This is a genomic window from Shewanella sp. 1311 (assembly GCF_059338235.1).
In genome coordinates this window covers 1,956,363-1,979,723 of sequence record NZ_CM181686.1, presented here as the reverse complement: position 1 = coordinate 1,979,723, position 23,361 = coordinate 1,956,363, and the positions used below count along the sequence as shown (strand labels likewise).

General features: G+C 48.5%; 16 protein-coding genes. 11 read left to right on the top strand and 5 right to left on the bottom strand.

Going from position 1 to position 23,361, the window contains the following annotated elements; translation table 11 throughout:
- The first annotated feature begins 212 nt into the window (after window positions 1-212).
- From AC5YB3_RS08935 to rraB, 6 genes are all read left to right on the top strand, one after another.
- Window positions 213-503, top strand: coding sequence for a hypothetical protein (locus AC5YB3_RS08935; RefSeq protein WP_006084230.1), 291 nt, complete (start codon window positions 213-215; stop codon window positions 501-503).
- Window positions 504-585: 82 nt separating this feature from the next.
- Window positions 586-1,770 (top strand): hypothetical protein, encoded by a 1,185-nt coding sequence (locus tag AC5YB3_RS08930; RefSeq protein ID WP_494526971.1) that lies wholly within the window; start codon window positions 586-588, stop codon window positions 1,768-1,770.
- The gene (locus AC5YB3_RS08925; RefSeq protein ID WP_494526970.1) at window positions 1,754-2,662 is read left to right on the top strand and encodes a metal ABC transporter solute-binding protein, Zn/Mn family; all 909 of its coding nucleotides are present in this window, start codon (window positions 1,754-1,756) and stop codon (window positions 2,660-2,662) included. Before AC5YB3_RS08930 ends, AC5YB3_RS08925 begins: the two co-directional genes overlap by 17 nt.
- A gap of 4 nt (window positions 2,663-2,666) precedes the next feature.
- A complete protein-coding gene (locus tag AC5YB3_RS08920; protein ID WP_494526969.1) occupies window positions 2,667-3,467 on the top strand; it encodes a metal ABC transporter permease in 801 nt (266 codons plus the stop codon).
- Window positions 3,468-3,628: 161 nt separating this feature from the next.
- Complete coding sequence (locus AC5YB3_RS08915; protein ID WP_012090274.1) at window positions 3,629-4,372, top strand: 1-acylglycerol-3-phosphate O-acyltransferase; 744 nt, start codon at window positions 3,629-3,631, stop codon at window positions 4,370-4,372.
- Window positions 4,373-4,678: 306 nt separating this feature from the next.
- Window positions 4,679-5,089 (top strand): ribonuclease E inhibitor RraB, encoded by a 411-nt coding sequence (gene rraB / locus AC5YB3_RS08910; protein WP_107403569.1) that lies wholly within the window; start codon window positions 4,679-4,681, stop codon window positions 5,087-5,089.
- Between the two features lie 79 nt (window positions 5,090-5,168).
- On the opposite strand, the gene AC5YB3_RS08905 is transcribed toward rraB, so the two are convergent.
- Together AC5YB3_RS08905 and AC5YB3_RS08900 are read right to left on the bottom strand one after the other, a co-directional pair.
- Window positions 5,169-6,155, bottom strand: a complete 987-nt coding sequence (locus AC5YB3_RS08905; RefSeq protein ID WP_006080017.1) for a sensor domain-containing diguanylate cyclase — start codon at window positions 6,153-6,155, stop codon at window positions 5,169-5,171.
- Between the two features lie 18 nt (window positions 6,156-6,173).
- A complete protein-coding gene (locus AC5YB3_RS08900) occupies window positions 6,174-7,169 on the bottom strand; it encodes a response regulator (protein ID WP_006080020.1) in 996 nt (331 codons plus the stop codon).
- A gap of 543 nt (window positions 7,170-7,712) precedes the next feature.
- On the opposite strand from AC5YB3_RS08900, the gene AC5YB3_RS08895 reads away from it, so the two are divergent.
- Window positions 7,713-8,519: a crotonase/enoyl-CoA hydratase family protein gene (locus AC5YB3_RS08895; RefSeq protein WP_494526968.1), complete on the top strand. Its 807-nt coding sequence runs from the start codon at window positions 7,713-7,715 to the stop codon at window positions 8,517-8,519.
- Between the two features lie 35 nt (window positions 8,520-8,554).
- Here the strand turns inward: AC5YB3_RS08895 and AC5YB3_RS08890 are convergent, their stop codons facing one another.
- The gene (locus AC5YB3_RS08890) at window positions 8,555-9,451 is read right to left on the bottom strand and encodes a DUF3530 family protein (protein WP_494526967.1); all 897 of its coding nucleotides are present in this window, start codon (window positions 9,449-9,451) and stop codon (window positions 8,555-8,557) included.
- Window positions 9,452-9,708: 257 nt separating this feature from the next.
- A complete protein-coding gene (gene rapA, locus AC5YB3_RS08885; RefSeq protein WP_012197673.1) occupies window positions 9,709-12,615 on the bottom strand; it encodes an RNA polymerase-associated protein RapA in 2,907 nt (968 codons plus the stop codon).
- Window positions 12,616-13,020: 405 nt separating this feature from the next.
- Here rapA and AC5YB3_RS08880 point away from each other — a divergent pair, with 405 nt between their 5' ends.
- The 3 genes from AC5YB3_RS08880 to AC5YB3_RS08870 all read left to right on the top strand — a co-directional run bounded on the left by AC5YB3_RS08880 (window position 13,021) and on the right by AC5YB3_RS08870 (window position 20,884).
- Window positions 13,021-14,415 (top strand): PhoH family protein, encoded by a 1,395-nt coding sequence (locus AC5YB3_RS08880; protein WP_006080025.1) that lies wholly within the window; start codon window positions 13,021-13,023, stop codon window positions 14,413-14,415.
- A gap of 214 nt (window positions 14,416-14,629) precedes the next feature.
- Window positions 14,630-18,346: a response regulator gene (locus AC5YB3_RS08875; RefSeq protein ID WP_006084221.1), complete on the top strand. Its 3,717-nt coding sequence runs from the start codon at window positions 14,630-14,632 to the stop codon at window positions 18,344-18,346.
- 129 nt (window positions 18,347-18,475) lie between these two features.
- Window positions 18,476-20,884 carry a zinc-dependent metalloprotease gene (locus tag AC5YB3_RS08870; RefSeq protein ID WP_494526966.1) on the top strand — a complete coding sequence of 803 codons (2,409 nt, stop codon included), beginning with the start codon at window positions 18,476-18,478 and terminating at the stop codon, window positions 20,882-20,884.
- A 20-nt stretch (window positions 20,885-20,904) separates the two neighbouring features.
- Here AC5YB3_RS08870 and AC5YB3_RS08865 read toward each other — a convergent pair whose 3' ends face one another.
- On the bottom strand, window positions 20,905-22,713 hold the full coding sequence (locus AC5YB3_RS08865; protein ID WP_259520546.1) for a protein kinase domain-containing protein: 1,809 nt from the start codon (window positions 22,711-22,713) through the stop codon (window positions 20,905-20,907).
- Between the two features lie 248 nt (window positions 22,714-22,961).
- Here AC5YB3_RS08865 and AC5YB3_RS08860 point away from each other — a divergent pair, with 248 nt between their 5' ends.
- A complete protein-coding gene (locus AC5YB3_RS08860; RefSeq protein WP_006080029.1) occupies window positions 22,962-23,303 on the top strand; it encodes a hypothetical protein in 342 nt (113 codons plus the stop codon).
- Window positions 23,304-23,361 lie beyond the last annotated feature (58 nt).

Here is a 23,361-nt window from a genome sequence, read left to right as displayed (position 1 = left end):
AAATACACTATAGTTACACTCACTTAAGCTAATCTTAAATGTACTCTTTTACCAGCACTCCCGTAAGGTTTCGCCGTTATGTACGAGGCAAGTTGCTGCTAAGATTACCCTGCTCAAATATCTTGTAACCTTTTGCAAAGTAATTACCTTATTGCAACTTGCTATGGCCCTGACATAGACTTATGCAACTTTTTAACTATGGGGACGACTGAGTGAGACTTAAACGTCACATTAGACGCACGATTTCGATATGGCTTTCGGCCATCTTGATATTGCTGTCTTTTGCCGCCTCAGCCCATAGTGTGACCCATCTTGACGATGGGGCTAAGACCCACTGTACCCTGTGCTTCCATCAGCACCAGCTTAACAAGATTCTATTGACCCAACCGCTGACGTTCAATTTAGGCGTGCAGCATTTCGATGTGGTCGAATTTGTTTTACCCCCCTCCATTTCTGAACACGTCAGTGTTTATCGCAGTCGTGCGCCACCTGCCACTCTCTAAATCAACTCAAACATTTTAACTTATTGTATTTCTTGATGACTTTATATTAGTCGTCGAGTGCTAGTTGTATTTTGGAGATATCATGACTGTTTTAAATACCCGAATTTCTTTGGTGGCTTTGGCGTGTGCGTTTGTTTCGCCTAGCCTATTGGCTGAAGATTCGAGCCTCACGAACCCAGCGATCAGTGCCGTATTAAATGGTTACTATCAAACGGGTGAGCGTCCATTAGCCGAGAGCCCAGATGGCTTTGGTTTAGGTGAGACCGAGCTGGCCCTGAGCGCCAATATCGATGATATGTTTTACGGTAAAGTCACAGCTGTGGTTGAGATGCATGACGGTGACACTGAGCTGAATCTTGAAGAAGCCTTCATTCAAACCATGGCGATGCCTGCGGGCTTTTCTATCCGCGGCGGTCGTTTCCTATCGGACATTGGTTACCTCAATAACCAACATTTACACACAGATTCTTTCACCGACCGTCCAGTGGTTTACCGTGCATTCTTAGGCGGCCATTATTTTGATGATGGTATACGTTTCAACTACGTAGCGCCGACTGACTTGTATTGGACTATGGGCGTTGAAGCCTTTAAGGGCGACAGTTTACGTGCCGCCGATGAGCATGGTGAGCGTGAGTTTAAGAAGGTCGGCGTTTATACCTTGTACTCAAAAATCGGTGGCGACATCGGCGATAACAGCTCATGGCAAGCGGGTTTAAGTTACCTGCGTAACGAGAATGGCCAAGTGACCGCCCATGAAGAAGGCGAACATGAAGATGAGCATGACCATGGTGATGAGCACGCAGGTCATAGCCACGCCGCATCTTACACAGGTAAAAATACCTATGGTGCTGATTTTGTTTATAAGTGGGCGCCTAACGGTAACTACAAATATCAAAATCTTACTGTGAGCGGCGAGTATTATCGGGTGAGCGATTTTACCCCTGTCGATCTACATCCTGAGGATGCGCCGAGCCAAGATTACCACCAAGGTTGGTATCTGAGCAGTGTGTACCAATTCACGCCGAGCTGGTCAGCGGGTGTGCGTTATGGTGAAGCGGATACGCAAGAGCTCCATGGCGATCATTTCCATGGGCAGAAGTTGAAAGAATTTGAGGTGAGTTTGGCTTGGCATTCTAGCCATTTCTCGACGGTTCGTTTCCAGTATACCAATCAAAAGGGTACTAACTTCGACGGAATTGAAGACGATAACATCTTCACAATTCAATACATTATGTCTCTGGGGGCTCACGGTGCGCATCAATTCTAATTTAGCTATATTGGCCGCAGTGGCCTTATCTGTCACTTATACCGGTTTGGCCCACGCCGAACTAAACGTGTTTGCCTGTGAACCTGAATATGCAGCATTAGCGAAGGAGCTGGCTCCTACGGCGAGCATCTATTCGGCAACAACGGCATTGCAGGACCCGCACCAAGTGCAGGCGCGTCCGAGCTTGATCGCCAAAATGCGTCAGGCGGATCTTGTGGTCTGCGCCGGTGCCGAGCTTGAAGTGGGTTGGTTGCCTATGCTGCAAATGAAGTCGGCAAACGCGAATGTGCGCTCGACCGATCAAGGCTTATTTTTCGCCGCCGATCAAATCGAGACCTTAGATAAGCTGGCCAGTGTCGATCGCAGTATGGGTGATGTTCATGCCCAAGGTAATCCACATATCCATTTCGACCCGACGCGTCTGTTAAAAGTCGCCACGGCACTGAGTGCTAAGCTGACTCAGTTAGATCCTGCTGGCGCGGCCGATTATCAAAAGTCACTGGCAGATTTTACCACTCGCTGGCAAGCCGCAGTCCCGCGTTGGGAAGAGCAAGCTAAGGGATTACAAGGTAAAAAAGTGATCGCTTACCACTCAAGCTTCAGATACTTATTCAACTGGATTGGTATCGAGCAAGTGGCGGATTTAGAGCCTAAACCGGGTTTAGCTCCGACTAGCGGCCACTTAGCGAGTCTGCTGACGCGCGCCGAACAAGGGGATATTCTGGCGGTGGTCGTGGCCTCTTATCAGGACGAGCGCGGTGCAAAATGGCTGGGTGAAAAAGCGAACTTGCCCGTGGTGATGTTGCCTATGTCTGTGGGTGGCAATGATAAGAGCCAAGATTTATTTAGCCTTTATGACAGCGTGATTTCCCTCTTAAATGGAGTGAAATAAACCTATGTTTGATCTTGAACTGATGTCGATTCTGTTGCCTGCATTGGCAGCGGGGATCTTAGTGTTGTCGACGCATATTGTACTTGGAAGACAAGTACTTAAGCGTGGCATCATCTTTATCGATTTAGCGATAGCGCAAGTTGCCGCCTTAGGCGCGATTGTCGCTCACATGGACCACAGGTTAGAAGACATGCCGTTTGCTAATGTGTGGATGCCAGCGCTGTTTGCCCTCGCGGGCGCAGGGTTTATTGCTTGGTTATCTAAGCGGATGGCGGGTGAGTTGGAGGCAATGATCGGCTGCTTTTATGTGTTGTCTGCGGTAGCGGCTATGTTGCTGCTGGCGAACGACCCACACGGCGCCGAGCTGTTAAAGCAATTGATGTCAGGTCAGATCCTGTGGGTGAGCTGGTCACAACTGATTTTGCCGGCAGTGGTGTATTCACTGGTGTTATTGGCGATATTCCTGCGTCCCCAGATGTTGGATGGTGCAGGGTTTTATCTGCTATTTGCGCTGGTCATTACCTTGTCGGTGGAATTAGTGGGCGTTTATCTGGTGTTCAGTACCTTGATATTGCCCGCTTTAGCACTGAACAAGTACCGCGGTAAAGGTCGGTTATTTTACGCTTACCTCGTCGGTTTGTTGGGTTATGTTCTAGGATTAGTCCTGTCGGCGACGTTAGATCTACCCAGCGGTGCGGCGATAGTCGCGACTTTGGCCGTGAGCGCCTTAGTCATCCGTTTTGTGTTAGCTAAAGTTGCGCCTCAGGCAGCGGGATCTGAAATCCTGCCAAAACACCACGCTTAGATAAATATTGATATAAAAGCCCATCTATACACTGGATTTTCAGTATATCGATGGGCTTTTTTGCTTGCTTGTTAGCAAGTCAGCTTACAGATGTAAACAATATATTGAGTCCAAAAGCCATGGTGGATATACTGTCGCCACTTTTATAGTCGGAGTAAATCGTGCTTTTAATCGTCAGATCAATGCTGTTGGCGGTGTCATTGTTGCTTGCCTTTATTTTTGGTGGCTTAGTGTGTTTATTAAGACCTCGGCACCGCGACAATGTACATATGTTCGCCAAGATCTTCTCATCGGTCGCTCCGATCCTTGGGATCAAAGTGATTGTACGTCGACATAAAGATGTGCAGGATGGCCCCTATATTTTCCTCGCAAATCATCAGAATAACTTCGATCTTTTCACTCACACGACAGCGGTACCTAAAGGGACTGTGAGTTTGGGCAAGAAGAGTTTGGCGTGGATGCCATTATTCGGTCAAATTTATTGGTTGTCAGGGAATATTCTGATCGACCGCAAAAACCGTCATAGTGCCTTTGATACTATGGCGAAAACCGTGGAAAAAATTAAGCAGAAGAATTTGTCTGTGTGGATTTTTCCTGAAGGGACACGTTCTCGTGGGCGCGGTTTGTTACCTTTTAAAGCGGGCGCTTTCCATACTGCGATTGCGGCGGGAGTACCTGTTGTGCCGGTATTGGCCTCGTGCCAAAGCCACATTAAGCTAAATCGCTGGAATAACGGTGTAGTCATTATCGATATGATGGCACCTGTGCCGACAGCTGGTTTAGATAAAGCCGATGTGAAAAACTTTTCTGCGCAAATCCATGCCAGCATGTCGGCGAGATTTGCTGAGATAAATCAAGAGGCGGCAGCACTTATGGGTAAAACTCTCGCGAGTGATGACGTATAATATACCCAAGCTACCTGAAGATACGAGTTTCAGAGCGCCTAGGGTGCTTCAATTCAAGGTGCATCAATGAAAGAATGTCGGTCACCTTTTGAATTGATGCAACACGGAAATGGAGTGCCCTAGGCGCTCCGTCCCGGCGGGTTTTAACGCACTTTATGCTGAGTTGGTTATTTTTAACTTAGCCCGCTAGGTCTGCAAATAACCGCCTTGCCTAAAGTGCGTTAAATTCCCGCTGAATCCTGCATCTTCAGGTTGTTTGGGTATAATGCCAATTTGAGCCAGATTTACCTTAACGGAGACAAATCCATGTCTATTGAAAGTCAGTTAAAAGCCCAACTTGCAGAGAATCGTGACATAGTGCAAGCCCTGCTTGACGATGGCTCAGAGCCTGATGCGGAATATATTATTGAGCATCACTTTTCATCGACCAATTTCGATCGTCTCGAAAAAGCCGCAGTAGATGCCTTTAAATTAGGTTTTGAGGTGAATGACGCTGAAGAAATGGAACTGGAAGATGGTTCAATTATTTTCTGTTTCGATGCTGTCGCGCACCACAAACTAGAAGTTGAATTACTGGATAAAGCCGCAGAACAACTGCTGCAATTAGCAGTAAAACAGAAAGTGGAATATGACGGTTGGGGCACCTATTTCGTCGGTGATGAAATGGATGACGAAGAAGATGAAGACGACGAAGAAGATGATGGTTTCCCTCATTAATTCGTACGTAAATATCTAATCTGTACCGTTTTAAATAAAAATGCCCATCTATGATGGGCATTTTTATTGGGTGAATATGTTAGTCTTGGGTCGTTTTGTTCACACTGGTACTGGTATGCAAAACGCTGCAATTACGACCTTTTTGCTTGGCTTCGTACAGCGCTTTATCGGAGCAAGAAATCCAGCTTGAGCTGCTGGTGATGTGGGAACCAATTTCGCACACACCTAAACTCACAGTCACAGAGATCTTCAGGCTTTCATACAGAATGACGGATGCGGCGATTTTTTCCCTGAGTCGCTCGGTGAAATACATGGCATCGGCGCCGCTGGTTTTGGGCAATACGACTGCAAATTCTTCGCCGCCATAACGTCCGGCGCAATCGGTCTCACGCAGGGATTGGCTGAGTAAGTGGGCGATATGCTGGATCACTTTATCACCCGCAACATGACCATAGCTGTCGTTGATATGTTTAAAGTTATCGATATCTATCATCACTAAACTTGCCATGCCTGAGTAGCGGGCATATATGTCGTACTCATGATCTAAACATTCTTGCCAATGGCGACGGTTATGCAGCTGAGTCAGGCCATCGGTTTGGCTTAGGCGCTCGAGTTGCTCGTTGGCTGCTTTAAGTTGTAACTTGTTGATGGCGATATCAGTCACGTCATAAATAATCACGCTGATATGGGTCACTTGTCCCGTGAGCGATGCCAGTGGCAACAAGGTCACGTTTTGGTACATGTAGTCAGCACGGCCAGTGATCGGGCGGTAGTTTTTAAATTGGAAAACGTACGGCCGTTGTTCCCAGCTAATAAATGCACGGTTTTTAAGCATAAAAACCGATTCCATTTTCTGCTTTAACCAAGTGGCGGGCAGATCGGGGAAGCGGGTAAACAGGTTTTGACCTTTGATCGAATTAGGGGAAACACCGCTGTGATTCTCCATAAAACCGTTCCACAGCTGGATATTGTAATGGCGATCTAATACCACTAATCCCACCTCTATGGTTTGCACCATATCGATGAGCCAGTGTAGTTCGTTCATTGCGCTTTGGTCATTTGACATAGGATAAAATCCAACTGGTTAATCGAGTAAATAGCCGAGTTTATAGCTAAGCGTGGGGATGGAATCCTCGGTGAAGAGCAGTAACAAATCGCATTGAATATTATGATCTTCAATCCGATAGTTGATCTCCATAGCCAAAGTTCGCTGCCATTTCTCTGAATTATCATGGATCAGATCGTTAACCGTGCAGTGCCGTCCTAGCACGACAGGGTGAGCCTGACTAAATTTCATGTCGAGCTGTTCAGAAATGCCGTTAAGGAAAGCGCCGATCAGCACGTTTCCGGTATCGATCAGGACTTCTATCTCAGTATTTTTATCTTCAGGATTGGCTAATCCCATCAGCTTGGCCATGTCCTTAAAGCTGGAATCATGGAACAAGAGCAGGGCTTCACCCGCAATCCCCGCCCCAATAAAACCTTGGCAAAGTGCCGATACGGTCGAGCTTTCTTCCGTGGCTTTGAGTGCCATGGTCAACTCACTCACCTCAAGCACGTTCACATTGGGGATGGGCAGTAACACGAATACATCGAGTAACTTTGCTAACAGATCGGCGGCGCGTCCCATGGCGACGTTGGCTATTTCTTGGCAAGCGTCACGCATGTCGACTTTGATCATCGGGACTTCGTCGGCGATATCTTTCTGCGTCAGGGTTAGGATGCCGTAATCTTGCAAAATGTTGCTGATGGCATCGGCGCTAACGGGTTTTTGAATAAAATCTAATGCGCCTAAGGCTTTGACTCGCTCGTGAGCTTTGATTTGAATGTCGCCAGAGACCACAATGATCAGCGCGGGGAGATCCTGCTGCTGCACAGTTTGCAGTACTTCATAACCGTCCATCACTGGCATGTTGAGATCGAGAAACACCACTTCGCCTTTTCCGGCTCGGATAGCATCAAGGCCTTCGGCACCATTGGTCGCATAAGTTATTTCCACATCCCACTCTTTTGGGAGCGTGCGGGCCATTTGCTTACGCGCCATGGCGGAATCGTCACAGATGAGTACAGATATTGACATGCTGACTAGTGATCCTTATTTGCCCATTAATTGAAGATAACACTTATTTTTCAGGTCCGACTGACGAATTGCGTTCTTCGGGCAAGTCTGATTTATATCTTCTAGATGTAACTTATAGATATTATTGATTAATTTCGTTTTTTTTGCTGACATTAAAATTTGACTCATTAATGAATCATATGATGCAAAATCTTAAATCGAGCTGGCTAATTTTTAGCAAATAACAAGGATGTAGCGCATAAAAAAGGACGATAGAGTCCATTTGTTTGCGGCTTTATCCTTAGCGGCAAGTACAGTGTTACATAAGTGTCGATGTTGGCGGCGAGGTAACTTCATTGCCGAGTTCGATAAGACTATCTCATCGAAAGATACATTAGGATTACCGCACGTAGTGGCGACAGCCTAACATAAGTTGCCTTCAGTCCATGTTTGAATTGGCAATATTTTGACTCAAGTCAAAAAACAGGCTCATGTTATATCTTTTAGTGAATTATTCCAAACGTGTTAACATTTATTCTGGACTGACCAGTAACGGAATATTTCATGAGTGGCCAAAGTGTACAAATCAAAATCGATGATGGCATCGCCTATGTGTTGCTTAATCGTCCTGAAAAAATGAATGCGATTAATTATTTAATGTTTAGTGAGCTCGACCGTGCGATTAAAAAGATCAAATCCAATCGTGGGGTGCGAGTGGTGATCCTCTCCGGGGCGGGTGGCAATTTTAGCTCAGGGCTCGATGTCAAAAGCGTGATGTCGGCACCCATGCAGGCGGTAAAATTACTGTTTAAGGGCTTACCGGGGAATGCGAACTTAGCACAGCGGGTGTCATTAGGTTGGCAAAACTTGCCCGTGCCTGTGATTGCCGTACTTGAGGGTTGTTGCTACGGCGGCGGTATGCAAATCGCTTTGGGCGCAGATGTGCGCATTGCCAGCCATGACTGTAAGTTATCGATTATGGAAGCAAAATGGGGACTCGTGCCCGATATGGCGGGGTTGGTCGCGTTAAGGCAAATCATGCCTAAGGATCAAGCCATGCTGCTGAGCCTGACGGCCAAAGTGCTTGAGAGCAATGAAGCGCAGGCCTTAGGACTCGTGACGCAAGTGAGCGAGACGCCGATGGAAGTGGCTCAACAATTGGCGCAGCAACTGATGCAAACCTCACCGGATGCAGCAGCGGCCATCAAACTCAGCATTAACCGTAGTTGGACGGCTTCGGTGCGGAGTCTGCTTTGCCGTGAGTCGATTAGTCAGATTCGGTTATTGTTAGGCAAAAATTGCAAGATAGCGGCGGCGCGTCAGCTGAAAGATCCGCAGAAACCCTATCAAGATCGCCAGTCGGGTTGGTAGTGCTATTTGGCTCGAATTAGTTGGAATCGTGGCGTTTACTGCGCGCCGCTCATGCGGGCTGCAAAGCCTTTAATCGCATTTAAGCAATTCTGCCACGCGCTCTCGTTGTCTAAATTGAGCGCTAAGCGGGTTTGGCGATAGTTAGGGCTTTCTAAGGTTACGGCTAAAACCTTACGGTTAGCGGCCGTTTCTAATGAGGCGGGGTGACCGTCTGGCGATTGGATATCTAAAATCGGTAAGGTGAGTTTCGCCAGTTGTTCCGCGAGTGCTTGATTGAGCTTTTCGTCCTCACGATAGGGATTGATGACGATTAGCACATCGGGATCGGCAATTTTCTTCTGACTTAATAGGCTAATCAATAATCCTGCGCTTTGGTCGGCGGTGATCAAAATGCGTTTGCCCGCATAATCTGCGCCGACTGCATCTAACTGCGACATGCTTTGGACCAGAAAGTCTTCCTGATCTTGCAGATGTTTGCTGTTATCTTCGGGCTTGATTTTAGGGCTAGGTTTGTTGGACGGTGAACTTAATTGCGCGGCGCCGGGTGAGGTAACTTCGGTGGCGGCGGTGGCAAAATTGGCCGCAGGCAGCTCAGTTGGCGGGGTTAAACTTAAGCTGGCCCAACCGGCAGGATTGATATTACGACGCACAAACGCCATCAGTCCCGGCGCGTCTGCTGTGCCGTTGGTGGCGGGCAGAATGATTGCCGCACCGAGTTTCTTTTTCCCTTCCCATGGCCGTACTAACAAATCGTAGGGCTGATTGTCTATGGTGATTTGTTTGACTTCATTCTCGGGTAAATAGCGGTTATTTAATTTTTTAGCACTGACTTCAGCTGGCGTTGGCGCAGCTGTTGCTGGGTCTGCCGCGCGGGAAGAGATGGTAGTGAAACCAAGTAGGAGGCAAAAGAGAAGTGAAATAATGCGTGCCATAGAATTGATAACCACCTGTGTAGTCTCATAAATTCATCAGTGCTTGAGTATAACCTGAACAATTACCAAAAAGTGAACTTTCCTCGCCAAAGGGTCATGCCTCATCATTTCGGATAACCAAGTCAGTTGAAGTGACGCCGCTGAGCATCAAAAGCCGCTTATTATAGAAAACCACTTTGAATCGAAAGCTAAAGGGCATAAAAAAGCCCAGCGCTTTGGCTGGGCTAATTGATGGAAACCTGTGGTTTCGCTCGGGCCTATACGTGGCTAACGAGCACCATACGGATCGCATCGAGTTGTAACTGGCTGGCATCCAGATAAGTGTTTAACTCTTGCATCTGATTGCGCAGGTATTCCAATTCTTCCTCACGGATATTGGGGTTCACCGCCTTGAGTGACTCTAAACGACTTAGCTCTGCGCTCAGTTGCTGAGTCATTTTCTCTCTGGCTTGGGCGACCATTTCATCCACAACCACTTGAGCATATTCCTCACCCTTAGCAAATAACGGATGCAGAATTGGCTGAGATGCGGTGACTAACTTGCCGCCAATGTGACGATTCACCGCGCTCAATTGCTTATCGAAACTGGCGTAATCCACTTTAGCCGACAGGTCGTTACCATTTTTATCCAGCAACACGCGAATGGGTGTCGGTGGTAAATAACGATACAACTGGCTCGACTTAGGTGCAGAAGCATCGGCCATGTAGATGAGTTCTAAGAATAAGGTACCTGCAGGCAGGGCTTTATTCTTCAGAATCGCGACGCTGGTGGTGCCGGTTTCTGAACCTGTGATCAGATCTAGCCCCGTTTGTACCAGTGGGTGCTCTTGGGTGATCAGCGCAATATCATCGCGAGATAACGCTGTGTCACGGTCGAAGGTCACAGTCACGCCATCTTCTGGCAAGCCAGGGTAGGTTGGGAACATCATGTGTTCGCTTGGACGCAGAATGATCGAGTTTTCACCCTTATCTTCTTGATCGACACCGATAATATCCCACAGACGTATCACTGAACCGATCAAATGGGTATCACCATCATTCTGGGCGAGGCGCTGGACGATAGCCATTGCCTTCTCGCCGCCGTGTGAGTTGATTTCCAGCAGCTTGTCGCGGCCTTGCTCCATGGCGTGCTTGAGTTCTTTATAACGGCTCTGGGTGTGATTGAGCAGGTTTGTCAGCTCGTCGCTGTCATCAACCACAAGCACGTTTAACAGATCTTCGGCAAATTCACTGTAAAGCACATGGCCACTCGGACAAGTCAGTTCGAAGGCATTTAGCCCTTGGTGATACCACTGCATCAAACGTTCTTGGGCGGTGTCTTCAAGGTACGGCAAGTGAATTTGGATATCATTTTTCTGGCCGATACGATCTAAACGACCGATGCGCTGTTCCAATAGATCTGGGTTTAGCGGCAGATCGAATAGTACTAAGTGACTGGCAAACTGGAAGTTACGGCCTTCAGAACCAATTTCAGAACAGATCAACGCCTGTGCGCCGCCTTCCTCTTGGGCAAAGTAAGCGCCGGCTTTATCGCGCTCGATAATCGACATGCCTTCGTGGAATACCGTCGCTTGAATCCCTTCGCGAGTGCGCAGGGCTTCTTCTAAGCTAAGGGCTGTTTCCGCTTGGCTGGCGATGATCAGCACTTTTTTGCTGCGGTGTGATTTTAAGAACTCAATTAACCAATCCACACGGGGATCGAACTTCCACCAACTGGCGCTGTTATCTTCAAATTCTTGATACAGTTTTTCAGGACTCAGGGCTTGCGCCGCTTTCGCCTCTAATGACTTGTGTCCGCCCATCATGCCGCTGACGCGTGCGGCAGTTTGATATTGATCTGGCATGGCGTGTGGGTAAGCGTTAAAGAAACGCTTTGGAAAGCCTTTTACTGAGGCGCGACTGTTGCGGTACAAGACGCGGCCAGTACCGTGACGGTCGAGTAATTCTTGCAGTAATTCGCTGCGGGCGGCTTGCTGTACTTCAGCATCAATGCCGTCGGCTTGGATTAAACGAATACTTGGGCTGATGTCTTTCTCGCCCAGTAATTCGGTCAAGCTGTTGATGGCGGCGTCGGGTAATTTAGCGTTGCCAGCCAAGGCTTCGGCGGCAATGGCGACGTCTTTATAGCTGTCTTCTTCGGCTAGGAAGGCATCGTAATCGTAGAAACGATCCGGATCGAGCAGACGCAAACGGGCGAAGTGACTTTCATGGCCAAGTTGATCCGGCGTTGCGGTTAACAGTAAAACGCCTGGGATCACTTCGCTTAATGCTTCAACCACTTGATAAGCGCGGCTTGGCGCTTCTTCGGTCCATTCTAAGTGGTGTGCTTCGTCAACCACTAACAGATCCCAATCGGCATCAAGGGCTTGATCGAGACGTTTTTTCTTACGCAGTAATTCGAGTGAACAAATCACTAATTGTTCTGTATAGAAAGGATTGTCGTGATCGGCATAGGCTTCCACACAACGGTCTTCATCGAATACCGAAAAGCGCAGATTAAAGCGGCGCAGCATTTCCACTAACCACTGATGGCGCAGAGTATCGGGCACGATAATCAGGATGCGTTCGGCGCGGCCAGTCAGCAGTTGTTGGTGAATAATCAGACCCGCTTCAATGGTTTTACCTAAGCCCACTTCGTCGGCCAGCAGTACACGCGGCGCATAGCGACGACCGACTTCATGGGCAATCCACATTTGATGCGGAATAAGCCCAACACGTGGACCTTGCAGACCAAGCAAATCCGATGAGGCCAGTTTGTGGCGCAACATTTGGCACTGATAACGCACACCAAAACGGTCGAGGCGATCGATTTGGCCGGCGAATAAACGGTCTTGGGGTTTATTGAAACGAATATTGTGGTTCAGCAGGGTTTCACGCAGGGTAACTTGCTCGCCTGTCTCACTGTGAATGCCGTGATAGATCACTATCCCGTCTTTCTCGGTCAACTCGCTGACCGCAAGGCTCCAGCCTTCATGGCTTTCAACCGAATCGCCGGGATTGTATATAACGCGTGTCAGAGGGGCTTCTGCTCGGGAGAACATGCGATTCTCACCCGTGGCAGGGAATAAAACAGTGACCATACGGCCTTCTACTTGAACCACAGTTCCTAAACCAAGCTCTGACTCGGTATCACTTATCCAACGTTGACCTAAGGCGAACGGCATCTTAAATTCTCATTTCTAGGCGGACTCTAACAAAGGGCGCGTATGTTATACCAATACTCGTGATATTTAAATCGCCCTCTCACCCGTTAGAGCCTAATTCCCAGAGTGCTAGATTACAAATTGTACAAGCGACAAAATTGTCGTGCCAGTACATGAAATTGTCACGCTAATGTCACATCCGCGGTTATACACTGCCTCGAGTCTGTATGGTAAACAATGGTGCTGTATTGTTATCTCGTGAGTTTGGTGCCAATATCAACTTAAGGTTTAAGTGCAAGTAAAGTGCTATCGACTTGAACCTTATGATCATTCTTTGCCATAAGCTTTGCCAGTAATAGGAGTTGGGTAACTTTTATTGAGACTCAAAAGTTTGTTTAAACTTTAATGAAGCACTCTGGAGGCGCCATGGAACAAGACGACAGAAAGTTGTTTGTACTGGATACCAATGTGTTACTACATGAACCTTTGGCGATCTATTCGTTTAAAGAGCACGATGTGGTCATTCCGATGACAGTGCTAGAAGAGTTGGACCAGATTAAAGATCGAAAGAGTGATGTGAGTCGGGATGCTAGAGTTGCCATCAGGGCATTGGAAGATACCCTAGGTGGTGAAACCACCCCAGAGCAGATTATCAATGGTGTCCCTTTGCCCAGCCGAGAGGGTCATGCCGATGCGGTCGGTTCGCTCTCCATCTTCCCTGACCACCTTGTCGATTTTACCTTAGGCGCCCTGCCGGGAGATGGAAACGACAATCGCATTATCAACACCGCCCTACATCTGCAAAACCTGCATCAACCCCGTACCGTTGTTTTAGTCACCAAAGATATCAATATGCGCCTCAAAGCCAAGGGCGCGGGCATTCAATTGGTTGAAGATTATCGAACTGACCAGTTGATCGATGATATTCGCTTCCTCAGCAAAGGTTTTTACCAGTTCGAAGGTAATTTTTGGGAGCACTTGAACAAGGTCTCCACCGAGCGCCACGGTAGACACACAGTGCATGAAGTGCCGCTCAAAGATCTTGAAAATGATAAGTTTTACATCAACCAATACCTTATCGACACTGAGTCTGATTTTTGCGGTCGCGTTACCGAGCGCACAGACACCCATCTGCACATTTTAGATCTTGGTCGTGAGCGAGTGAAAAACCTCGAAGCGTGGGGCGTTAAACCTAAAAACGTCTATCAAGGCATGGCGCTGCAAGCATTGCTCGATCCCGATATCGATCTGGTGATCTTAACTGGCCCCGCCGGTTGCGGTAAAACCTTGCTCGCCATGGCCGCGGCATTGGAACTGGTGGTCGAGCGTAATCGCTACGACAAAGTGATCGTCACCCGTAACACCCCAGAAATCGCCGAATCTATCGGCTTCTTGCCCGGCACCGAAGAGGAGAAGATGATGCCGTGGCTGGCCGCCATTACTGATACGCTCGAAGTGCTACACAAGAATGATGTTAATCCCACCGGCAGCATGAACTACATCATGGAGAAGGCTAACATTCAGTTTAAGTCGATTAACTTTATGCGTGGGCGTTCGATCCAAAACTCCATCGTGCTACTGGATGAATGTCAAAACCTTACCGCCTCGCAGATCAAAACCATGATCACCCGTATGGGCGAGGGCACAAAGCTGATTTGTTGCGGTAACTTAGCGCAAATCGACTCTAACTACTTAACCGCAGTAACCTCAGGTTTAACCTACATTGTTGAACGTTTTAAAGACTTTGAAGGCAGCGCCAACGTGTATCTAAATGGTGTGGTGCGTTCACGCTTAGCGGAATACGCCGAAGAGCATCTCTAAAGAGAGTCGGTTTAATTTAGCGTAATAACAAGGCCTCAGATATTGAGGCCTTACTTTTAGGAAGTAGAAGATTTTTAATCGACTTATCAGTGGTATGAGTAGCCTTTATCTGACAATTATTTTATGTGATTGGCAGTTCCTTCCTGCTACTATATGGAGCTCATAGCTTTTGCCGCCGTTGGCTGAAATCAAGCGCTGCAATCAAGGGTAGTGGATGAAATCGAGTGAGCCGGATCTGCAACTAAAATCGCCGATCCAGAAGAACTACAACCGTGCCGTTTTTTATACGTACATCGGCGTTATCGTCATGTCTTTGTTGACCGCATGGATGTTTTTCGACCGCCAAAAAGCCCAGCAGATGGAACAGCGTGAAGAACAGGTTCAGCGCCATGTTCTGCAAATCGATTTGTTACTCGAGTCGAGTATTAGAGCGGTAAAAAGCTTACGCAACGTCGCCGTGGATCATTTGCGCTTAGGCGAACTCGTGCGTAAAGAACGCTTACCTCAATACGGTAAATTCAACGAAAGCGGCCAGTATTTTACCTTAGAACCTAGCTACGCCCAGAGCGGTGAGCCTTTTACCAACATGGGTAGGATCACTGGCGCAGGTTCCCTCGATGGCCGCAGTGACAAGTTCTATCAAGAGCTTGAGATGTTGTTTGAGCTGTCGCTGTCATTCCCCGTCGCCAAAGAAGCCGCGCCGAAAGCCTCGGCAATTTATTACCTGTCAAAACGTAGGATCATGTCCTACTTCCCTTGGTCGAATGACGATCAACGTTTTAGGGACGAATTACTCAACAAGAAACAGTTTCAATACGCCACCCCGGCAATGAACCCGCAGCGCAGTGTGTTTTGGAGCGAAGCCTATGTCGACTCCACGGGCAAAGGCTTATTGACCACTTTAGGTGTGCCCGTTTATTTGGACGATGAGTTCATTGGCTCAATTAACTTAGACATGACGCTTGCCTCGTTAGCACGGCAAATTCGGGTCTACTTTAAGATGCCGGGCACAGTGATTTTACTCGACCAACAGAACAATATTTTATCCCACAGCGATTTTGATAGCTCAGACATCAATCGGGTTTATCACATCAGCCAACGTATTCCCTCTGAGCTGCATTCTTTGCCTGAGTCGGAATTGTTCGATGCCCACGACGGCATCATCCGCAACGGCTATTACATTCACTCGGTTGCACTGCATAACGCGCCATGGCGTTTACTGTATTTGCAGGATGAAGACGACCTATTCCAAGACTCGTGGGAAAAACTGCAGCTGACCTTTATTTTAGTGGTTATCGCCCTGTCTGTGTTGGTGACCATAGTGCATTGGCAGACGCGTCGATCTTTTGTGAGCCCTGCCTCGCGACTACTGTCGCACCTTGAGGGCTGCTCGCAAGAGCCGCGTAAGCCACCGGAGAAAATCACCCGCGGCTGGGAACCTTGGTTCTTGCTGGTGAGTCGGATTTTTGAGGAAAACAAACAATATACCCACCATTTAGCGGAGCAGAATAAGCGGCTCGATAAGCTAGTGGCGCGGCGTACTGAACGCTTAAAAGACACCACAGAGCGGCGTGAACGCGAATATGCGCTGCTGCGATCTTTGCTTGACTCTATTCCAGAAGCCATTGTTTTTAAGGACAAAGAAGGCAACTATTTAGGTTGTAACAAGGCGGCTGAGCGCATGCTGGGTTACACTGAGAGCGAGATGATAGGTTTATCATCTGAGGATCTGACCTCGCCAGAAATGGGCATCCGTATCCGCGCCGAAGACGAACAAGTCTTAAAAGATCGCACGCCGCTGCGCTACCAAGAAAAGGTCGAGCTTGCGGGCAAACCTGTGCTGCTCGATACTCTTAAACTGCCTTTCTATAATCGCCGCGGCGAACTGCAGGGCCTGATTGCCGTGTGGCGTGATGTGACGCGCGAATACGAGTCCGCCGAACAATTGCGCCTGTCCGAAGAGCGTTATCACTTAGCTATGGATGCGGTGGAGGATGGCCTGTGGGATTGGTATTTAGACTCTGAACAGATCATTTGTAACCCAGCGTATTATTCTATGCTGGGTTATAAAACCAATGAATTCCCCGCTCTTGTGTCGACGATTGATGAATTATCCCATCCCGACGATCGGATTCGCGTCGAGGAATACCGAGCTCAGTATCTCGCGGACCCTGTCGGCGCTTACGAAATCGAATTCCGTATGTTAGGTAAAAATGGCGGCTATCACTGGGTGTTATCCCGTGGCCGTGTGGTGGAGTTCACCGCCGAAGGTCAGCCTAAGCGTATGCTCGGTACCCATAAGGATATTACCCGCCATAAGAGTAACGAAGTGGCGCTTTTGGAAGCCAAGCAAGACGCCGAATTAGCTAACCTCTACAAGAGTGAATTCTTGGCCAACATGAGCCATGAGATCCGCACGCCGATGAATGCCATTATCGGTATGTTGCAGTTGGCACAGCGCACTTCGTTAACGGCGCAGCAGAAAGATTACCTCGAAAAAGCCGGTTTCTCGGCGCAATCGCTGCTGAGGATCATCAACGATATTCTCGACTTCTCTAAAATTGAGGCGGGTAAGTTGGAGCTTGAGCGGGTGCCATTCCCGCTGGATAAAGTGCTCGATCACGCCCTCGATCTCAATGCGCTCAAGGCACAGGAGCAGGGCGTTGAGTTACTCTTGTATGCCCCAGTGACTGCGGGACTCATTCTTAAGGGCGATCCACTGCGTTTGGGCCAAGTGCTGATTAACTTGCTATCGAATGCGGTGAAATTTACCCAATCTGGCGAAATTGAGCTGGGTTGTGAAGATGTCGGCGAGCGTGATCATCGCATTACCCTGAAGTTCTGGGTGCGCGATACCGGTATCGGCATAGGTAAAGATCAGCAGGATAAGTTGTTTGATGCCTTCGCCCAAGCCGACGGTTCGACCACCCGTAAATACGGTGGCACGGGCTTAGGTTTATCGATCAGTAAGCATCTGGTGTCTATGATGGGCGGTAAGATGCAAGTGCAGAGTGAGCTTGGGGTCGGCAGTACCTTTAGCTTTACTATCAGTTTTGAGATTGCCGAAGCCGCTAAGATTGAGCCTTTGGTCGTGCCAGAAAAACTCAATAGCCTACGCACCTTAGTCGTTGACGATAACCCGACTGCACTGCAAATTTATTCGACCTTGATGCGAGATTTCCACTTCGAAGTCGATACTGCCGCTAGCGGCGCCGAAGCACTTTATAAACTGTCGCGGGCACCAATCGATCTGCTATTGCTCGACTGGATGATGCCAGAAATGGACGGCAGCGATGTGGTCAGCGCCATAGATACTATGGTCGCCGAAGGCCGCTTAGCGAAACGACCAGTGATTATTATGATGACGGCCTATGCGGCAGAGCCTTTGCAGCATGAAGTCGATAGTGCCAATGTGTTTGCCGTCCTGCAAAAACCCTTCAAGGCATCGAGTCTGTTCGATGAGATCATTGCCGCCTTTGCCGATGAGCCGAGATTGAATGTGGTTCAGCCTATGGTTGAAGTCCAAGTTGAAGACGGAGAACACACAGGTTTAGTGCTGCTGGTGGAAGATAATTTTATCAATCAGCAAGTGGCGACTGAACTCCTTAAAAGTGCAGGCTATGAAGTGGTGCTGGCCGGCAATGGCCAAGTGGCGCTGGATACCATCGACTCGCGGCCGTTTGATGCTGTGTTGATGGATATTCAAATGCCAGTGATGGACGGGTTAACGGCCGCAAGGGCATTGCGTGAGCGTTTTAGTGCCGATGAACTGCCTATTATTGCCATGACTGCCCATGCCATGTCGGGCGATAGGGAAAAGAGTTTAGCGGCGGGGATGAATGCCCACATTACTAAACCCATAGTGCTCAACGAATTATTTGAAACATTAAATCACTGGATCAAACACAAGAATCAGCATCAGAATCGTTAATTTATTTGCTCGGGGCCAGTGATGGCCTCGCATTATTTACTTTTAATCAATCGCTTGAGATAAGCAGTCATCAAAGATGCCAATGACTTATTAAGGTAAATAACGCAGCCAGCCGTATCAGGAGGAAAGATGAAACCCCAAAGTTTAGCCTTAGCCTTATCCATAGTGCTGTTAGGATTTCCCACCGTTACCGTCGCAGCAGCCGCGCCTAGCGCCAAGATCATTAAGCAAAGCCAAGAGGCGAAAGGGTTTCTTAATCTCTATTACGAGGAGTCTCAGGGAGAGTTATACCTTGAGGTCAATCGCTTAAATCAGCCTTTTCTCTTGGTCACTAGTTTGCCGCAGGGCGTAGGTTCGAACGACCTTGGTCTCGATCGCGGCCAACTGGGTCAGACCCGCATGGTGCAGTTTGAGCGCCAAGGCCCCTATATTTTACTCAAGCAACTCAATACCCAATATCGTGCGAATACCACTGACGCCGCCGAGCAAAGAGCGGTTGCAGAAGCCTTTGCCGATTCTGTGTTATGGCAGGGTAAAGTGATTGATGGCAAGCCCGATCTGGTGGCGATCAACGATCTGGTGCTCAATGATTTACACGGTGTCGCTTCCGTATTGCAACAGACAGAGCAGGGCAATTATCGGCTGGATCTGAGCCGTTCTGTCATTCTACCCAAAGGGATAAAATCCTTTGAGAAAAACGCCGATGTGGATGTGCAACTCACCTTTAAAGGCGATGTCGCAGGCACACAGGTCGCACAGGTAACCCCCGACGGCACCTTAATGTCGGTGCGGATGCGTTATTCCTTTGTTGAGCTTCCCGATACTGATTACCAGCCGCGGGCTTATCATCCTATGAGCGGCTATTTGTCCGATGAGTATCAAGACTATGCGACGCCCTTTGACCAACCTTTAGTGCAGCGTTTTATCCTGCGCCACCGTTTACAGAAAGTGCATCCTGGCCCAGCGCCAAGCGAAGTCGTTAAACCTATTACTTATTATCTCGATCCCGGTGTGCCAGAGCCGATACGTTCGGCCTTGCTCGATGGCGCGCGCTGGTGGGAGACGGCTTTTACTCGCGCCGGATTTATCAACGGCTTTAAAGTTGAGTTATTGCCGGTAGATGCCGATCCGCAGGATATTCGCTACAACATGATCCAATGGGTGCATAGGGCGACGCGGGGTTGGTCCTATGGCGCTGCACTGACCGATCCTCGCACCGGTGAAATCATTAAGGGTCAAGTCACGCTCGGCAGCTTGCGTGTGCGGCAGGATTACTTGATTGCCAAAGGCTTAACCGCAGGCTGGCAGGATAGAGTGGCGGCCGAGAAAGCGGCGACAGCCTTATCGCTGGCGCGTATTCGCCAACTGGCCGCCCATGAAGTTGGCCATACCTTAGGGCTTGATCATAACTTTGCCGCTTCGACCAATCAGGATGCCTCTGTGATGGATTATCCCCATCCGAAAATCCTACTAAAGGGCAATGATATTGATATTTCAGCACCTTACACTACAGGTGTTGGCCCTTGGGATGATTTTGCTATCGCCTATGGTTATAGCGATCAAGGTGATGCCCGTACCCAACAAGCACTGCAAGTCGACTTACTGGCCGATGTGGCGAAACGTGGCTTACGTTATATCGGTGAGGCCGATTCTCGCCAAAAGGATGCGAGTCAGGCCTATGCCAGTTTGTGGGATAGTGGTGACGATCCGATCGACCAGTTGGGTAAGCTCGACAAAATTCGCATTAAGGCGATTGCGGGATTCTCCAGTGCGGCCTTGTTACCTAATGAGCCACTGGGCGAGCTAGCCGATGCCTTTGCGCCAATTTATTTGCTGACGCGTTATCAAATCGATGCGGTTGCTAAGTTTATTGGCGGCACTGACTATAACTATCAATCCATAGGTGAAGGCAGCCGCTGGAGCTATATTGCGCCGCAATTGCAGTTAACGGGTTTAGACGCACTGCTTAAAACTTTAGATGCGGCGAGTTTAACTGTGCCGCAATCCTTGCTCGACAGTTTAGTGCCAAAGGCGGGGAATTATCATGCTACGCGGGAATCCTTCGACTCAGGTTTAGGCGCAATTAACGATCCTCTCGGTATGGCTGAAGTATTTAGCCGTCATACTGTTAGCTTGCTATTGATGCCTAAACGTTTGAACCGTGTCAGCCAAGCATCCATGGCAGATAGCGAGCAGTTATCGGTGACAACATTACTCGATAAGTTATTCGCGGCGACCTTGTATCAAGAGGACAAGCTTGGGCTGGTCGAAGGCGTGTGGATGCGAGTGAACGCTGTGGTGATTGATGAAGTGCTGGCAACGCTGCACAATCCTCAAACCTCACCAGAGGTGAGGGCTGCGATCAACGATCGCGCTCAGTTTGTGATTAAGCAATTGAAAGCGAAGTCGAATCGAGCGAATGCAAGTCTTGCGGCCCATTATACTTGGTTGCAACAGGGTCTGGCTGCGGGCTTAACCGATGCTAAGGTTAAGCTGATCCCTAAGCCGTTAAGCTTACCGCCGGGATCACCGATTTAATCTGATGAATATAGGCGCCATTAGGCGCCTATTTCTTTTGGATTTTTCGGATAAAAGTGATCGGCTTTACGCTCTAGATGGGTAAAGCGGCGGGTGTTTTTGTAGGGCAGTTTCATAAAGCCCGACACGCCGTGGCCTTGGATTTTGCCGACATGATGCAAGATGCGATCGAGACTGGCGCGAAATGCCGCCTGCTTACGTGGGTTGAGCAGCTTCAAGTAACTGTGGATCTTTAAGTGATTCGGCAGCGCCTCAAAAATGATGCAGCCTGTGTGGTGAATTTGGTTGATGCGGGCTAATTCTTCCATGATCTCCACCGGCAATTCGAGGTTTTCGTCGGGATCTTTACCGTCTTCAAAGTAAGAGTGTAATCGTGACTTGTCTTCTAAGGTGGGCACATCACCGACTTCAAAGGGCAATTGCAGATCGGCGCTGGCGACAAACGGCTCGCTGATATCTGTTCGCTCGATATGCAGCGTGTCTTTGGCGTTAAAGAAACAGGCCTTAAACACCCCGATACGTTTAATTCCCCGAGCGAGATCTACCATATTGTTGACCGCAATAATTAAGGCACTTTTTTGTTTTGCATCGTAAATCGCAAGATTGGAGTCGATAAACACGCCGGTTTCTTGCCAGTGGATCGCGAGACCGCCCACGATTGGATATTGCGCTAACCGACCCACGGCGGCGATAAAACCTTTTTCGGTGTCGCCCATGCCCGCGAGGAAGTTGCGGTAATATTTTTCGAGCTGAATATCATCCATCTTAGCGATAGGATCTTGGGCGTTATGTTCCTTCAAAAAGGACTTACGCGAACTGTAGCTGACGGTTTCAACATCTTTGTCGCGGGATTGTACCCATACAGGAATTTCACCCTGTAACTCAGCTTTGGGCAGTTCTGGTAAATGCAGTCTGTGGCTGTGGCGCATACTTTTTAAAAAGTAATCGCCGGCAATGTTGCGCTGCTCAGGATCTGTGCTGAGCATGCCCTCTAAGGTGCGGGCTAATTCCATTGGTAAGCCAATGCTGGTGGGCGAGATAACTTGTGCGCCGAAGCGGCTTGCTTGCCCTGAGGCAAGGGCATACAGAGTTGCGGCAACGCCTTGTTCGTCAAAGCGCGGGCTGGAGAGTGCCCCATTGAGTTGCTCTTCGCCGATAAAGTACACATCGCCCATACGGGCGTTGGTATGTTGTTGATCGCTCGACATTAACGCCATCACATTGTCTTCGACCGGCTTGTTATATTCATCTCGCTGGGCAAACACCGCCGATCCCCAATCGATCAACGATAAGTGTTGTTGTTCAATGTCGTAAACCAGATTAGAAGGTTTGATATCGCCGTGCACTAAAGGCTTGCCCGTGCGCAGGTAATACAAGATATCGGCGAGTTGGCGGGCGATGCTCATGACCATAGCTGTGGGCAGGGCGCCCATACGGCGGCAAAGTTGGTCGAGATCTTCGCCTTTTGCCCGCTCCATCACAAGTATGCCTTGCTTGCCGACTCGCTCAAATTTGATCGCGCCCGGCACATTGGGATGCTTGAGTAAGGACAGCATAAAGGCTTCTTCTTCGAGCCTATCTTGAATATGTTGCGGCAGATTAATCCGCGAGAACTTAAACACATGGGCATCGCCCGCTTGATTGATACCCGCAAACACGAAACCGTAGGCGCCTTTGCCGACCAATTCGATATCGGTATAACCTAACTTGCTCAGCTGCTGTTTACAGAGGCGGATCCACGCCTTGTGTTTACGGGCATCATTGGCTTTGAGCAAGTAAATGGATTGCTCTTCAGAAATATAAAAATGCTGCAGTTGAGGTGTTTGCAAATTGTGCTCCTTGTTTTGTTCATTTAACCAGTAAGCGGGGGCGATAATCAAATAGCGGCTGGCTTTATTTTAGGATTCAGAGCGGCATTAGTGATCAGCGTCAGGCGCGGCTTACCTAACCGATCATTTCGTCACTGACTTTGACTTACATCAAGTTAAATCCTCGCGACTATAGGTAATCTTTGGACATGAGATGGAATCAGTTTTTGTTAATTAACCCACAGACAAAGTGCAGCTAAGGAGGGCATATGCCCACCCAATATAAAGCCTTGTTGATCGAGCTATTGGAATATCCGCGTAAGCGAATTTTGCAGTCAATGGAAGTGACCCATTGCCCACATGCGGTATTTTTTAATGATAGCGACGAGCAATGTTTAACTTGTCATCAGGGCATGGAATGTATCTGGATGAACCAGAACGACGAGCTGGTGGCCGTGAACGAAAAATCGATTGCCGAGTTAAAACAGCAGTTGTTGATCGCCGTGGATTTTGTTGACTCATCGTTAAGCCCGCACCATTTATCACGCCGTCAATGTCAGTGTGATAACTGTGTTTGGCTGCGTAAAGTGCAAGCCACGTTAGATCAGTAAGTGAGTCTTTACATTGCTGAGTTTGTCGAATGGCAGGCAGCTTTGCATCCGCTTTAAA

Coding starts and splice junctions, on each gene's coding strand:
- AC5YB3_RS08860 (WP_006080029.1), top strand. CDS start 22,962: ATGCCCACCCAATATAAAGCCTTGTTGATCGAGCTATTGGAATATCCG.
- AC5YB3_RS08905 (WP_006080017.1), bottom strand. CDS start 6,155: ATGTCAAATGACCAAAGCGCAATGAACGAACTACACTGGCTCATCGAT.
- AC5YB3_RS08900 (WP_006080020.1), bottom strand. CDS start 7,169: ATGTCAATATCTGTACTCATCTGTGACGATTCCGCCATGGCGCGTAAG.
- rapA (WP_012197673.1), bottom strand. CDS start 12,615: ATGCCGTTCGCCTTAGGTCAACGTTGGATAAGTGATACCGAGTCAGAG.
- AC5YB3_RS08880 (WP_006080025.1), top strand. CDS start 13,021: ATGGAACAAGACGACAGAAAGTTGTTTGTACTGGATACCAATGTGTTA.
- AC5YB3_RS08895 (WP_494526968.1), top strand. CDS start 7,713: ATGAGTGGCCAAAGTGTACAAATCAAAATCGATGATGGCATCGCCTAT.
- AC5YB3_RS08870 (WP_494526966.1), top strand. CDS start 18,476: ATGAAACCCCAAAGTTTAGCCTTAGCCTTATCCATAGTGCTGTTAGGA.
- AC5YB3_RS08930 (WP_494526971.1), top strand. CDS start 586: ATGACTGTTTTAAATACCCGAATTTCTTTGGTGGCTTTGGCGTGTGCG.
- AC5YB3_RS08920 (WP_494526969.1), top strand. CDS start 2,667: ATGTTTGATCTTGAACTGATGTCGATTCTGTTGCCTGCATTGGCAGCG.
- AC5YB3_RS08875 (WP_006084221.1), top strand. CDS start 14,630: ATGAAATCGAGTGAGCCGGATCTGCAACTAAAATCGCCGATCCAGAAG.
- AC5YB3_RS08890 (WP_494526967.1), bottom strand. CDS start 9,451: ATGGCACGCATTATTTCACTTCTCTTTTGCCTCCTACTTGGTTTCACT.
- rraB (WP_107403569.1), top strand. CDS start 4,679: ATGTCTATTGAAAGTCAGTTAAAAGCCCAACTTGCAGAGAATCGTGAC.